At 42.7% G+C, this 13,376-nt stretch carries 17 protein-coding genes and 2 pseudogenes; 13 read left to right on the plus strand and 6 right to left on the minus strand.

Annotated elements, in window-relative coordinates; translation table 11 throughout:
- Positions 1–803, minus strand: an 803-nt coding sequence (locus tag SD31_RS00585; RefSeq protein WP_039052728.1) for an alanine--tRNA ligase-related protein, incomplete at its 3' end; no start/stop codon positions are given.
- Positions 804–995: 192 nt separating this feature from the next.
- Between SD31_RS00585 and SD31_RS00590 the strand changes: the two genes are divergently transcribed.
- The 7 genes from SD31_RS00590 (at position 996) to SD31_RS17855 (ending at position 4,162) form a co-directional block, all read left to right on the plus strand.
- Complete coding sequence (locus SD31_RS00590) at positions 996–1,826, plus strand: universal stress protein (protein WP_039052729.1); 831 nt, start codon at positions 996–998, stop codon at positions 1,824–1,826.
- Between the two features lie 3 nt (positions 1,827–1,829).
- On the plus strand, positions 1,830–2,399 hold the full coding sequence (locus SD31_RS00595) for a universal stress protein (RefSeq protein ID WP_052258497.1): 570 nt from the start codon (positions 1,830–1,832) through the stop codon (positions 2,397–2,399).
- Complete coding sequence (locus SD31_RS16325; protein ID WP_156138125.1) at positions 2,326–2,664, plus strand: hypothetical protein; 339 nt, start codon at positions 2,326–2,328, stop codon at positions 2,662–2,664. Before SD31_RS00595 ends, SD31_RS16325 begins: the two co-directional genes overlap by 74 nt.
- A gap of 190 nt (positions 2,665–2,854) precedes the next feature.
- On the plus strand, positions 2,855–3,667 hold the full coding sequence (locus SD31_RS17840) for an outer membrane beta-barrel protein (RefSeq protein WP_231561000.1): 813 nt from the start codon (positions 2,855–2,857) through the stop codon (positions 3,665–3,667).
- 1 nt (position 3,668) lies between these two features.
- Complete coding sequence (locus SD31_RS17845; RefSeq protein ID WP_231560995.1) at positions 3,669–3,821, plus strand: thrombospondin type 3 repeat-containing protein; 153 nt, start codon at positions 3,669–3,671, stop codon at positions 3,819–3,821.
- Positions 3,775–3,969, plus strand: coding sequence for a hypothetical protein (locus SD31_RS17850; RefSeq protein ID WP_231560996.1), 195 nt, complete (start codon positions 3,775–3,777; stop codon positions 3,967–3,969). The genes SD31_RS17845 and SD31_RS17850 overlap by 47 nt, the downstream gene beginning before the upstream one ends.
- 22 nt (positions 3,970–3,991) lie before the next feature.
- Complete coding sequence (locus tag SD31_RS17855; protein ID WP_231560997.1) at positions 3,992–4,162, plus strand: OmpA family protein; 171 nt, start codon at positions 3,992–3,994, stop codon at positions 4,160–4,162.
- A 75-nt stretch (positions 4,163–4,237) separates the two neighbouring features.
- Here the strand turns inward: SD31_RS17855 and SD31_RS00605 are convergent, their stop codons facing one another.
- The 5 genes and pseudogenes from SD31_RS00605 to SD31_RS00625 all read right to left on the minus strand — a co-directional run bounded on the left by SD31_RS00605 (position 4,238) and on the right by SD31_RS00625 (position 7,809).
- The gene (locus SD31_RS00605; protein WP_156138126.1) at positions 4,238–4,411 is read right to left on the minus strand and encodes a hypothetical protein; all 174 of its coding nucleotides are present in this window, start codon (positions 4,409–4,411) and stop codon (positions 4,238–4,240) included.
- Between the two features lie 123 nt (positions 4,412–4,534).
- Positions 4,535–5,242, minus strand: coding sequence for an RluA family pseudouridine synthase (locus SD31_RS00610; protein WP_039052730.1), 708 nt, complete (start codon positions 5,240–5,242; stop codon positions 4,535–4,537).
- Between the two features lie 27 nt (positions 5,243–5,269).
- On the minus strand, positions 5,270–6,184 hold the full coding sequence (locus SD31_RS00615; protein ID WP_231560998.1) for an MlaD family protein: 915 nt from the start codon (positions 6,182–6,184) through the stop codon (positions 5,270–5,272).
- 73 nt (positions 6,185–6,257) lie between these two features.
- Positions 6,258–7,032, minus strand: a pseudogene (locus SD31_RS00620) (ABC transporter ATP-binding protein).
- Between the two features lie 2 nt (positions 7,033–7,034).
- Positions 7,035–7,809 (minus strand): annotated as a pseudogene (locus SD31_RS00625) (MlaE family ABC transporter permease).
- A 280-nt stretch (positions 7,810–8,089) separates the two neighbouring features.
- Here SD31_RS00625 and SD31_RS14585 point away from each other — a divergent pair.
- From SD31_RS14585 to SD31_RS00655, 6 genes are all read left to right on the plus strand, one after another.
- Complete coding sequence (locus SD31_RS14585; RefSeq protein ID WP_052258499.1) at positions 8,090–9,385, plus strand: DUF6600 domain-containing protein; 1,296 nt, start codon at positions 8,090–8,092, stop codon at positions 9,383–9,385.
- Between the two features lie 92 nt (positions 9,386–9,477).
- Positions 9,478–10,656 (plus strand): nicotinate phosphoribosyltransferase, encoded by a 1,179-nt coding sequence (gene pncB, locus SD31_RS00635; protein ID WP_039052732.1) that lies wholly within the window; start codon positions 9,478–9,480, stop codon positions 10,654–10,656.
- Positions 10,649–11,356, plus strand: coding sequence for a class I SAM-dependent methyltransferase (locus SD31_RS00640; protein WP_039052737.1), 708 nt, complete (start codon positions 10,649–10,651; stop codon positions 11,354–11,356). The genes pncB and SD31_RS00640 overlap by 8 nt, the downstream gene beginning before the upstream one ends.
- A gap of 58 nt (positions 11,357–11,414) precedes the next feature.
- A complete protein-coding gene (locus tag SD31_RS00645) occupies positions 11,415–12,272 on the plus strand; it encodes a bifunctional transcriptional activator/DNA repair enzyme AdaA (protein ID WP_039052733.1) in 858 nt (285 codons plus the stop codon).
- On the plus strand, positions 12,259–12,831 hold the full coding sequence (locus SD31_RS00650) for an alpha-ketoglutarate-dependent dioxygenase AlkB family protein (RefSeq protein ID WP_231560999.1): 573 nt from the start codon (positions 12,259–12,261) through the stop codon (positions 12,829–12,831). Before SD31_RS00645 ends, SD31_RS00650 begins: the two co-directional genes overlap by 14 nt.
- 122 nt (positions 12,832–12,953) lie before the next feature.
- The gene (locus SD31_RS00655; RefSeq protein WP_039052734.1) at positions 12,954–13,307 is read left to right on the plus strand and encodes a M14 family zinc carboxypeptidase; all 354 of its coding nucleotides are present in this window, start codon (positions 12,954–12,956) and stop codon (positions 13,305–13,307) included.
- The last annotated feature ends 69 nt before the right edge of the window (positions 13,308–13,376 follow it).

Raw genomic sequence — 13,376 nt, forward strand, 5'->3', positions numbered from 1 at the left:
CGCGATACGGAGGYTACGATTTTGGAAGCAGCATATTGGCGGAAGACGTATTCTTTTGGGTAAGAAGAAGGATAATTTCTGGGAGAARGSSSATCCCTGTCATCCACATGCTTGTTAGGTAACAACTCCAAGGTACCGTTCTTAAGACGGTTATACTGCATAAATACTAGGTTCCAGATTTCTATCACCTGTGGATGATCAGCATTCACCAAATCCTGTCCTTTCACCTGAGCACGTTCCTCTTCCGAACGCATGTCGTAGTGGATTTCCGAACAAGGACCACAAGGACCGGTATCCCCCATCTCCCAGAAATTATCCTTCTTCTTACCCAAAAGAATACGGTCTTCCGCAATATGCTGCTTCCAAAAATCGTAAGCCTCCGTATCGCGCTCCAAATTTTCGGCGGCATCCCCTTCGAAGATTGTCACATACAAACGATCTTTATCCAGCTTCAACACTTCTGTCAGAAGCTCCCACGACCATGCAATGGCCTCCTTCTTGAAATAATCGCCGAAGGACCAGTTACCCAACATCTCAAACAAAGTGTGGTGATACGTATCTATGCCGACCTCTTCCAAGTCATTATGCTTTCCAGACACGCGCAAACAACGTTGTGTATCGGCTACCCTCGGATATTTAACAGCCTTCTCTCCTAGAAACAGTTCCTTGAACTGATTCATTCCGGCATTGGTAAACATCAGTGTAGGGTCATTCTTTACTACTACCGGTGCTGATGGCACAATATGATGATCTTTACTCTTGAAAAAATCCAAAAATGCTGCGCGTATTTCTCTACTGGTCATGAAATTATTCGTTTTTAAAGCGGCAAATTTACTCAAAATAGCTGGCTATTACAACGCTATTATCGTTTTGTTTAGGTCAGTTTTTCGAAAACAAAAATCCCCTCTCCCACGCAAATAGTTGCTGTCATCATCCTTTTATTGAGCAAACTTTAGTAAATTTAACATGTCAAGAAAATTCCTATATCCTATTTTATGAGAAAAAAGATACTAGTTCCCACTGATTTTTCAGAAAAAGCGTATTATGCAGCTCAGTATGCGTGCCAGATAGCCCTAAAAAATGACTTCGACATTCATCTTTTCCACTGCTACACTACCAGTACAGCCATAAGTACGGATGATTCGGACATTCCTAAGGGTGATCTGCTTATGGAAGAACTCAAAAAGAAACTTATCCAAGAATATCCGGGCGTAGTCATAGAGTCCAAATGTGTCTCACGCCTCTTGATCGATGTCATACCGGAATATGCCGTAGCGCCTCAATTTGAATTTATAGTAATTGGCACCACGGGAGCAAACCATGGACGCCCCGTAATCTGGGGAAGCAATACAGCATTTGTCACAAACAATGTGTCAATACCGGTGCTTGCCATACCTTCACAAAATGAGTTCCGCACATCCAAAGTAGCTATTCTGACAAACTTCAAAGCTGAGGAACTAGAATCGCTCAACAACTTTACCAAACTTTGTGGACCAATAGAAAAACTGGACATCATCCATATTTATAAGGATGCCGTCAAAGCCAAAGACATCCATAACGACCTGGAAGACTGGGCTTTCAATATTAAACAGTTGAGCGACATCCATGAGGTGAATATTATTGCAGAACGAACCCATACGGACAACCAAGAGTTGGATACCGTTCCGGAAGTCATCAACCAGATTATCACGGACAACGACTATGATATGGTCATCGTGACAAAAACCAGAAAATCTTTTTTCAACCGACTAATCAACGGATCGGTTTCCCGTAAAATCGTGTTGACCCTGCAAAAACCTACATTCTTCGACAACATAAAAAAATAAAACATGGCAGACAGAATATTAATTCCAGTAGATTTCTCCCCATATTCGGATAAAGCGATAGAATATGCTTTGCAATTACAAGAAAGAAGCCCTCAGCATATAGATCTCGTACATGTGTTTACCGAAGAGACAAACATATATCAACAGTCACTCTCCAATCCGGAATTGATACACCCGAAGGTAGCAGAAGCGAAACGCCAGATGCAGGAACGTGTCAAAATCATATCTTCCACCTTTCCCGATATTGAGGTCAGAGAAATCTTCACGGAAGGAAATCTATATACAGAGGTGCGCAAACTTGCAGAACAGAACACCTACAACGCCATCGTCATGGGCACAAAAGGAGCCTTCGGCCTAGATGCCCTCATCTCCGGCTCCAACATGTACGATGTGTTCCTTAACACCAAACTTCCAGTACTGGCCGTACCTTTCCAAGAAAAAGAGTTTCCGCATAGAAAAGATAGGTCTTCTCTGCAATTTCAAATATGGCGAGATAGATGTGCTCAAACAAGCCATAAAACTTTATGGTACAGACTTCGAACTCATCCTCATCCATGTCAATACGACCAATGATACCATCAGCAATATCGATAAGAGCTTTGATGTCTTTATCGAAAAGATCATTGAAGAGACAGGAATAGAAAATATCTCTTATGTGATAAAAGCACAAAACTTCTTTGTTCAATACAAGGAAGATGTATCCTCTGCAATAGAAAGCGTCATTGCCGACGAAAGACTTGACGCCCTACTGGTGACAAAAAGCAAGAAGACTTTTCTCCGAAAAATACATCGAAGAAAACATTGTAAAGAAGATGGCCTACCAAATCCATATTCCTAAATTTTTCGCCCGCAGGATCGAGGAAAACAAGTGAGAAAGTGCTTTTGTAGACGTCTAACTACAAAAGCATTTTCTACGGGAGAAAATATTCTTAAATGAGGCAGTCTTCCAACTTTTGGCAACAAAATTGATTCGGAGAGTAAAACAAAATTTATTTTTATGAAAAATAACTACAAAAAAGTTGACTTTAATGTTCGCTGCAGGATTGGTTTCTACTGCCTCTTTTGCACAGATTTCACATCCTACCATCGAAGGTACTACACCCTTCGCTCCAAATGCGGAATATAGAACTTGGTCTTTCGGTATCAATGCCGGTATATTGAATCAATCGAACATTTTCGGATTCAACCGTGACGGTTTCGACAAACTAAACCATAACTTAGGTTATAGCGCCTATATCAAAAAATATATATCTCCTTCTTTTGGTCTTAAAGCGCAATATTTGGGAGGTAAAGTTGGAGGTGTAAATGAAAATGCCTCAGCCGCACAAATCTCTGAATTCGAAACTAAGATGCCTTGGTCTGCCGCTTTATCGGCGGAGTGGACTGCTGCCAACACCAACTGGAGATTTGTAAACAGCATCATCAAGCCGTATGTCTCTATAGGTTTGGGAGCATTGAATTTCGAAACGACTACCACCGTTGATGGTACATCTACCACAGCAGAAGCATCGACGAAATTATATGTTCCTGTAGACGCAGGATTGAAATTTGCTATCGCTAAAGGAGTAAACATTGATTTAGGATACCAACTAAACTGGGCCAACCAACACTTCGATGGCAAAGCAGGCGGTCAATACAAGAATGACCTGTTCTCCTATGCCCATGCAGGCCTAGAATTTGCTTTGGGAAGCTCTAAAAAACCTTTCTTAGGCAATAGCAACCCTGCCGCAACGTTGGCTGCTGACGTAAATAAAAAATATGACGCACTTAAAGCCGAACGTGATGCCCTTATCGCCTCAAACAACGAACTAAAAGGTAGAAATAGCACAAATTCAAGCTGATTTGAGAGATGATGATGGCGACGGCGTACCTAACAAATTCGACAAATGTCCTAACACACCTTCGGGAGTTCAGGTTGACGGCTCCGGTTGTCCTATCACCGTAAAACATGAAACCAAAGATCATCGAGAAGATCGTAGTGACCGAAGAAGATAAAAAGGTAGTAGATGAAGCTATCAAAAACTTGGAGTTCGAGACAGGAAAATCTGTTATTCGCCCTAGCTCTTACGAATCCTTGGACAAAGTGGCAGCAATACTAATCGAGAAAAATTTCAGCTTGAAATTAATCGGGACATACCGATAATACCGGTTCTTACCAGACAAATATGCGTCTGTCCAAAGAACGTGCAGAAGCAGTTAAAGCGTACTTGGTGTCTAAAGGTGCTAATGCTTCACGAATCGAAGCTACAGGCTACGGCCCAGACCAACCGATAGCATCCAACAGTACTGCCGAAGGTCGTCAGAAAAACCGTCGTGTAGAATTCACTTTATACTAAAGATAAAGCCTTAAAAAAATAGAAAAGCCGAAACAATGTTTCGGCTTTTCTTTATATTATATACCATTAAAACTCTTATTTCAATACAGGAGGTTTAGCCTCTTGCTGACGATATTTCTTATACCACAATATAGCCACGGAGCCTCCCACCAGAAAAGGCATTGAAAGCAAAAATAGGATTCCGTTGTTAAGTCCTTTACCTTGCGTATTGCCATGTTGGGTGCTATTTTCCGCATTCAACGAACACATAGCACATTGCGCCTTAGCAGGGGTAGACGATAAGACAAAAGACAGATAATCCCATTATCAGGGCGAAAAATAACAATCGAAGTGATTTCATATCACAAAAGTAACTAATAACCTATTAAATCACTAAATATTCCGGGATTTTAACAATCCTTCGAACTTATCCCAGAATCCATCCTTAGGAAGCGGTGCAATAATAGTCATGTCCTCGTTCTTCACTGGATGGGTAAATGCCAGCGAACGCGAATGCAGACATATAGTACGACGTAAAGATCCTCTCGGATAACCGTATTTATTATCTCCTACAATAGGGCATCCCATATGTGCCAACTGACAACGTATCTGATGTGTTCTTCCAGTCACTGGATTTATCTTCAACAGATAATAGCCGTCCAGCTGTCCTACCACCTCATAATCCAGTTCGGCATACGTCCCCTTTGATACCTCTCTATCGTAGGCTTTCGTAATCATTTTTTTACGGTCCCGAAGAAGCCAGTTCACCAACTTGCCTGACTGGTGTGGCGGACGCTCCTTCACTACCGCAACATACGTTTTCTTCACCTTACGGTCATGAAAGGCCTTGTTCATCCTATCCAATGCCTTGCTCGTCTTGGCCATAAGAATCATTCCGCTCACAGGCCGATCCAACCGGTGGATAACCCCTAAAAAGGCCGAATTGGGCTTATTATACTTTTTGGTCAAAAATTCTTTGACCATATCTTCCAGCGACTTATCTCCAGTATCATCTACTTGGACGATATCCCCACCACGTTTATTTATCGCTATGAGATGGTTGTCTTCGTATAAGACATCGCGCTCTGTTATAACAGACATTATCGTCTAATATGATTTAATCCATCACTATTTCTCTGCTGCCTTTTGTTCTTCTTTGGCCTTCTTCTTGAAAAAACCTCTGAAGAGGAAGTTGCTTTGCAAGGCTTCCATATTTTCATCCAGCTTTTGCGTACTGGTATTTAGGTTTTTAAGAATCTGTTTTATCTCGTTTGCTGCTTCCGGATCATTGGTCAACACACCTATAGCATTATTCTTATCGTTCAGGCGTGCCGTAGTCTCGTTAAGGTTTTCTACTAATGCGTTTGCTGTCTGTGTCACACCTTGAAGCTGTGCGGCAGCATCACGCAAGGAAGCAAAGACTTTAGTATCTGTCGCCAGATCATGGATAAGACCGTGCTCGCTGTTGAGCTTCTGCGTCAACGCAGTTAGATTGCTTATAGCAACATTCGCTTCAGCCATCACCTTATTCATAGAAGCTACCGAAGCCTTAAGATTATTGGCAATCTCATCGTCACTCATCAACGCTCCTACAGTACCTTTCCCATCGACCATCTGCTGGCTTAGTTTGGCAAAATTTTCGGTAATCACTGACAGATTCGCTCCATTATCCTGTAGCAGGGCCATCATCTGTTCCATACCTCCGCTAGGACCTGACTTCAGCACATCGCCTTCCTCAATCTGAGGTGTTGCAGGATTACCCCCCACCAAACTGATAATAGAATTACCGATAAGACCATCCGAACCCAAGGTCGCAACCACATCTTTGCGAATGAACTGACTACTTTTCTCTTCGATAAGCAGGGTTACCTTCACATTCTCCACCCCTTCAAATGCAATATCTTTGATGATTCCCACCTTAACACCGGAAAACCATACATTATTACCCACCTTAAGACCCTTTACATCTTTGAAGTAGGTAGAAACTTTGATGTTTTTGCTAAACTTGTTTTGCTGTGTACCCATTACTAGGATACCTGCCACCAAAATGATTAACCCTATAAAAACAAAAAGTCCGACTATTATTGATCTTTTATTCTCCGCTGAATTCATTATTTTATACTATAAAATTATAATCATAAAAAGGTTTTACACGTTCGTCGTCTGTATCGAAAATTTCATTGAAACTTCCTTCACGTTCAAAACGTCCATCCAGAAGCATCACCATCCTGTCTCCCACCATTTTGGCACAAGCCAAGTCATGCGTAATGATGATAGAAGATGTTTTATATTTAACCTGAACCTCATTGATCAAGGTATTGATATCCAAACAGGTAATAGGATCCAAACCTGCCGTAGGTTCGTCATACAACATAATATCCGGACGTAAAATTAAGGTGCGAGCAATGCCTATACGCTTCTTTTGTCCTCCCGACAGCTCGGACGGCATCTGATTGATGGCATGCAACAAGCCTACCCCATCCAGCACGTCTTCCACCTCTCTGTTTATTTCGGTCACGGGTAAGGTTTCTTTTGTTCCGTACTAGAGGAAACTCCAAATTTTCCCGAACCGTCATACTGTCGTACAGAGCACTATTCTGAAACGAAAAACCTATACGTAGGCGCAACTTCATCAGCTCTCGTTCGTTGAGCTCGTTGACAACATGGCCAAGCACATTGATAGTACCCGAGTCCGGCTTTAAGAGCCCTGAAATCAACTTAATCAACACAGATTTACCGGTACCTGAACGGCCCAACACCACAAGATTCTCGCCCTCATAAAGTTTTAAGTCCACATTACGCAACACCTGTCTGTCTCCAAAGGATTTACTCACATTGTCGACATGTATTACCGCATTATCGTAATTTATTTTAACCTTTTCTTTCTCCATGTTTAGCCGGTAATTAATGGGGTTACAAATCCTAAGAACTGAACGATAAGTAATTCCTCGATAAATACCACAAACATCGAAGCTACTACCGCTGAATTGGCAGCCTTACCTACCCCTTCCGTACCTTTTGACGAATAATATCCTATATAGCAGCTGGCAAAACCTATAGTGAATCCGAAGACTACGGCTCTCAACACCATAGCGCCAATATCCACCATCTGAATAGCTTCAAACACCTGAGTGAAGAAACTCAAGCAAACTTAGATCATCCTTGGAAATGATACTCAGATAACCTCCCACTAGACCGATGCCGGCAACATAAAAACACAAAACCGGAATCATGATCGTGGTAGCAAGAATTCTGCTCACCACCAGAAACTTAAATGGGTTTGTCCCCGACACCTCCATAGCGTCAATCTGCTCCGTAACATTCATCGAACTTAACTCCGCACCGATCTGCGAACCCACCTTACCCGAAGCGATAAGTGCCGTAACCAGAGGTGCCAAAGCACGCACGATAGCTATGGATATCAAAGAAGGCAACCACGAGGTGGCACCAAACTCTTCTAATGAAGGTCTAGACTGTTTGGTAAATACAAACCCTACAATAAAACCGGTTAAAGAAATTAACGGAAAGGACTTCCATCCTACCTCATAACACTGCCTGATGATTTCTTTAATTTCAAATGGTGGACTGACAACTTCGCGATAAAACCGCATCAGAAAACGATGCAATTTTGCAAATTCGAGGAGTAAACTACTGATTTTCCTTCCCATTTATTTCTTTTAAATCGAATTTAAATAAGCTTTTTAATGCTATTTCTTCCAAGTAATAGCGCAAATGTACAAATTTTTGGGCGTCATTGCCCAAGAAGGACTAAATTAACAAATACGAGATGACAGCAAAATGTTTTAGTATCACAATTTTTTCATAAAACATTTTCTTCCAAATTGCAAAAAATTAATTCGTATTTCACATTAAACCTTAACAATACTCCGAAAGTCATACCATCAGACAAAAGAAAGAAACGTAATATTAACTCATAAAATTATTGTCATGAAAAACTGGAAACTCACCCTGTATATAGCAGCCCTAATAGCGGCACTTTCCGGTACGCTATCCATCCAAAAAGCTCAAGCTCAAGTGTACGGACAAGTATCTTTGGATTTGTTCTACAATGAACTTTCCCCTTATGGTACGTGGGATATTGACCCTACCTACGGAGATATATGGTTTCCTCGTGTAGGAGCTGACTTCCGTCCTTACGGCACAAACGGCTATTGGGTAATGACCGAATACGGAAACACATGGGTATCCAACTATTCTTGGGGATGGGCGCCTTTTCATTATGGTCGTTGGGTGTACACTTCCCATAGAGGATGGGGATGGGTTCCAGGATATGAGTGGGGTCCTGCCTGGGTAGAATGGCGCTCCGGCAACGGATACTACGGATGGGCTCCGATGATGCCGCATGTAGGGGTGAGCATCTCTATAAACATTCCGGTATTTGCTTGGATATTCACTCCCGTACGTTATATCTATTCACCAAGCTACCACCGTCATGCCCATTATGGAAGAGTAAATATTTACAACCGTACCACCATCATACATAACACTTATATTGTCAACAACAGACATTACTATGGTGGACCTGCTCGCCGTGATATCGAACGCGCCATAGGCCGCAGAGTGGAGGTAAGATCGGTAAGACATGCAGACAGACCCGGAGCTGTACATGTGGACCGCAGAAGTGTGGCCATCTACAGACCTGAAATGGATCACAACCGATCTTCCGTAAAACGTTCTGTTTCCGAACCACAAAGAAGAAGCGTTACCTCCCGCGAAGCTAATAATGCACGTCCTACTCCTAATAATGCAAGACCACAACGTGAAATGCATATTGACAACAAAGGGAATGTTACTATCCGTGAAGGAAATAGAACAACCAGCAGGGCAACAACAGATAACGCACGACGTGAAGTACCAAATAGAAGTGATAATACTTCACGCAACGTAGAAAGAAACAACAGATATATTGACCGCTCTGCCACCAGCAGAGAACGCAATACTAATACAACACGTCCGAACAACAACCGGACTATAGAAAGAAGAGAACAGAAGCCACAGCCTCAACGTGTGGAACGCCCTCAGCGCGAGTCCAGAGCTCCTGAGAGAAGTGTGAGAAACAGCACTCCTGTCTATCAAACTTCCAATTCGGGCTCCTCAAACTCCAACAGGGTAAGCCGCTCCACACAGTCTCCTCGTGTAGAACGCCCTGCCACTCCTGCACGCAGTGCTGCAACTCCAGCAAGAGGAGGAAGTAGCAACCATTCAGAAAGAAGCAGACGATAATTAATTAGTATTAATATATCCAAAAAAGTGGGCTGACACTCGTTAGCTCACTTTTTTTATGTACTTTCGATAAAGATTTAGTTTGTTTTTCTATGGCAAGATTAATTTCCATCCTAGACAATGATTTCTATAAGTTCACCATGCAGTATGCAGTGATCAAGTTATTCCCAAGAGCAAAAGCCAAATATCAGTTCATCAATCGGGGGAAACACCAATTTCCTGCTGGCTTTGCCCAAAAATTAAAAGAAGCCATTGTCGAACTGGGGAAATTAAGATTAACCAAAGAGGAAAAAACATTCTTTGCCGACAATTGCCCCTATATTGACCCTACCTATTTCGATTTCCTACAGGGTTATCAATACGATCCAGAAGAAGTGACGATAAAACAAGACGGGACCGACTTATCTGTAACCGTGGAAGGCTACTGGTACCGCACCATTCTATGGGAAGTACCCATCATGTCATTGATATGCGAATTGTATTATGAGGTTACAGGACAGCATCGCTTCGCCGACGAGAAAGTTGTTCAGATCGTAGAGGATAAGATGCAGAAATACGACAAGCTGGACATCACCATTGCCGATTTCGGCACGAGAAGGCGCCATTCGTTCAAAGTTCATGACCTTGTAATACGCACACTGAAGAACCATCAATCCCCCACATTCATCGGCACGAGCAACGTCTATTTGGCCATGAAATACCAAACCAAACCTATCGGCACACATGCACACGAATGGTTTATGTTCCACGCCGCAAAATACGGTTACAAAATGGCCAACCTTCTAGGATTGGAAAATTGGGCCAATGTGTATCGCGGAGATTTGGGAATAGCCCTTTCGGACACCTATACAACCGAGGCTTTCTTCCAACAGTTTGATAAAAAACTTTCTAAGCTCTTCGACGGCGTACGTCATGACTCCGGGGACGCCATAGAGTTTGCCCAGAAAACCATCAACCACTACAAAAACAAAGGGATAGACCCTCTCTCCAAGACCATTATCTTCTCCGACGGATTGGACTATGCAAAAGTGGAGAAGATAACCAACTTTTGTAAAGGAAAAATAGGTACATCCTTTGGCATTGGAACGGACTTCACCAACGATGTGGGGCTGGAACGCATGAATATCGTCATCAAGATGTTCGCAGCATTGCCGGACGAAGGGGAGTGGACTCCTGTCATTAAGCTTTCCGATGAGGCGATGAAACATACCGGAGATCCACAAGAAATCGAAATGGCCATAAGATATTTACAACTAGATGAACATGCATAGAGACGTTTACGGTGAAGCGCTGGTAGAGTATTTTGAGAAACAGCAGCTTGCTTCCCCCTTATATTTACATAGCAGTTACGGTGATATTGAAGAAATGCCCGTTGAGGTGTTTTTTCGAGATGAAGAAGACTTTCCTGAACTTGAATTTATCGCCTTGTCACTCTGCGACGGCAAGGTGCTGGATGTAGGTGCGGGCGTAGGCTCTCACGTCTTATACCTACAACAAAGAGATTTTGATGTTACGGCTTTGGAGAAGTCCGAAACGGCCTGCAGGATTATGCAGCAACGGGGCGTCCAAAAGATTATTACCGAAGATTTTTTCAATCTGAAAAACCAACAGTTCGACACCCTTCTCTTCTTGATGAACGGCATAGGTCTGGCCGGAACCCTTGAGGGCTTTCGTAAGCTGCTAGCTCATAGCAAGACCTTACTGACAGACAGAGGACAACTCCTGTTTGACAGCTCGGACATATCCTACCTTTACGAACAATACCGCATACCCAGACCAGACCATTATTTTGGAGAGATAGGCTATCAATACGAGTTCAAAGGCGCCAAAGGTGAACCTTTCAAATGGTTATATATCGATCAAGACACCCTAATAAAAATCGGACGTGAAGAAGGATGGGTCGTTCAGATACTTTTTGAAGACGACAATGACCAGTATCTTGTACGTATGGAGCCGAGGAAATCTTTTTAATCTGCAAGTCCGCAATTTTCGGATTGTATTCTTCCCAAAATAGAGGGACTTTTGTAATATGAAGACCTCAGAGATGTATTTGAACTACAATCGAATAGAAAAAGCTATTGCTTTCATTCAAGCTAACTTCAAAAAACAACCTAGCTTGGAGGAGATTGCTGCTCACGTACACCTGAGTCCTTTTCATTTTCAGCGTCTTTTCCAAGAGTGGGCAGGCACTACTCCCAAAAAATTCCTTCAATACATCAGTCTGCAACATGCTAAGCACCTCCTCAAAGAAACTCAATCCATTGCTGAGGCTACTTATATGACAGGGCTTAGCAGCTCAAGTAGGCTGCACGACCTTTTCGTTAAGGTGGAAAGCATGACCCCGGCAGAGTATAAAAATGGAGGAGCTAAACTTACAATCTATTACAGTACACACCTCTCTCCTTTTGGTCCTATCTGTATTGCTTCCACCGAAAAAGGAATCTGTCATATCGCCTTTGTAGATCCTCAAAAGGCTTTGTCAAACATTCGTGAACAATATCCACTGGCGAATGTTATTCGCAAGGAGCTACCACGCCATATTGAGGTACTCCACATTTTCGATGACAGTGCTCAGCTAAAGAATCCTTTGCATCTGCATCTAAAAGGAACACCTTTCCAGCTTAAAGTGTGGGAGGCTTTATTGAAAGTTCCCAAAGGTTGCTTGACAACCTATGCGCATCTTGCAGAAGCCATAGGACATCCGAAAGCTTCCCGTGCTGTGGGCACAGCCATTGGCAGCAACCCCATAGCTTACCTTATTCCCTGCCATAGGGTGATACAATCTTCCGGCATTTTCGGCGGCTATATGTGGGGACCTATCCGTAAAGCTGCAATAATAGGATGGGAACAAGCTCAGGTAAAAGACATAACAGATGAAACTTTTTGAATTAGCTGATCCACAAAAGAACCTACTCCCCTATGATGGAGAGGTAAACTACTATGGTACTGTGCTACAGAATCCACAAAGCTATTATGAGCGGCTTATGGAAGAAGTGGCGTGGCAAAATGACCAGACCTTAATCTTCGGAAGGCTCATCACCACCAAAAGAATGGTAGCTTGGTATGGAGATGAAGCCTTGGAATACACCTATTCGGGGATGAAGAAGGTGGCTTCCCCGTGGAACACTACCCTGCTAGAGCTCAAGCGGATTGTAGAACATCTAACTCACGAAACATTCAACTCCTGTCTCCTCAACCTCTACCACGATGGTAATGAAGGTATGGGCTGGCATAGCGATGCTGAAAAGGATCTAAAAGAAAATGGCACTATAGCCTCGTTAAGTCTAGGTGCCGAACGCAAATTCTCTTTCCGACATAAACAGAGTAAAGAAAGAATAGACCTGACGCTGGAAAATGGTTCCCTTCTACTAATGCGCGGCACCACTACAAAAATACTGGCTTCACCAACTACCCAAAAGCAAGAAAATCACCAGAAGGAAGGATAAACCTGACCTTCCGAACCATAGTATTCTAAAGCATATTGTAACAATTCTATCAACTACTGCTATACTCGATATTAAAACCAGCTTTCTTCATTATATTTATTGCAACAACCAAAACTAAATTAATGAAGAAGCTATTCGTATCCATCCTACTTTTTGTGTCTTTTCTGGGGGTAAAGGCACAAATTATCACACCCAAAGAGCATTTCGGATTTAACATTGGCGACGACTACCATTTGGCGAACTTCTCCCAAACGGAAGCCTATTTCAAAAAGCTCGCCCAGCAGTCCGACAGAATCCTATATCAGGTTATTGGCAAGACCGAAGAAGGTAGAGATCAGCCTATGCTTATCGTATCCTCTCCGGAAAATCTTGCTAAGCTGAGTCATTACAAGAACATTTCACAAAGACTGGCGAGAGCAGAACTCGCAGAACAGGAAGCCAAGCAACTGGCTAAAGAAGGTATGCTATTTCTATAAGCTGATGCATGCCTACGGTTTCGGTGGCGTGTAAGCTCCGTCAATCCACACTACGGATTTACCTTCTTT

Source organism: Sphingobacterium sp. T2, assembly GCF_000814685.1.
Taxonomy (GTDB): domain Bacteria; phylum Bacteroidota; class Bacteroidia; order Sphingobacteriales; family Sphingobacteriaceae; genus Sphingobacterium; species Sphingobacterium thermophilum.

Excerpts from the sequence above, each read along its gene's own strand:
- SD31_RS00590 (WP_039052729.1), top strand. The coding sequence starts at position 996 with ATGAGAAAAAAGATACTAGTTCCCACTGATTTTTCAGAAAAAGCGTAT.
- SD31_RS00595 (WP_052258497.1), top strand. The coding sequence starts at position 1,830 with ATGGCAGACAGAATATTAATTCCAGTAGATTTCTCCCCATATTCGGAT.
- SD31_RS17840 (WP_231561000.1), top strand. The coding sequence starts at position 2,855 with ATGTTCGCTGCAGGATTGGTTTCTACTGCCTCTTTTGCACAGATTTCA.
- SD31_RS17850 (WP_231560996.1), top strand. The coding sequence starts at position 3,775 with ATGAAACCAAAGATCATCGAGAAGATCGTAGTGACCGAAGAAGATAAA.
- SD31_RS17855 (WP_231560997.1), top strand. The coding sequence starts at position 3,992 with ATGCGTCTGTCCAAAGAACGTGCAGAAGCAGTTAAAGCGTACTTGGTG.
- SD31_RS00605 (WP_156138126.1), bottom strand. The coding sequence starts at position 4,411 with ATGTGTTCGTTGAATGCGGAAAATAGCACCCAACATGGCAATACGCAA.
- SD31_RS00610 (WP_039052730.1), bottom strand. The coding sequence starts at position 5,242 with ATGTCTGTTATAACAGAGCGCGATGTCTTATACGAAGACAACCATCTC.
- SD31_RS14585 (WP_052258499.1), top strand. The coding sequence starts at position 8,090 with ATGAAAAACTGGAAACTCACCCTGTATATAGCAGCCCTAATAGCGGCA.
- pncB (WP_039052732.1), top strand. The coding sequence starts at position 9,478 with ATGGCAAGATTAATTTCCATCCTAGACAATGATTTCTATAAGTTCACC.
- SD31_RS00640 (WP_039052737.1), top strand. The coding sequence starts at position 10,649 with ATGCATAGAGACGTTTACGGTGAAGCGCTGGTAGAGTATTTTGAGAAA.
- SD31_RS00645 (WP_039052733.1), top strand. The coding sequence starts at position 11,415 with ATGAAGACCTCAGAGATGTATTTGAACTACAATCGAATAGAAAAAGCT.
- SD31_RS00650 (WP_231560999.1), top strand. The coding sequence starts at position 12,259 with ATGAAACTTTTTGAATTAGCTGATCCACAAAAGAACCTACTCCCCTAT.
- SD31_RS00655 (WP_039052734.1), top strand. The coding sequence starts at position 12,954 with ATGAAGAAGCTATTCGTATCCATCCTACTTTTTGTGTCTTTTCTGGGG.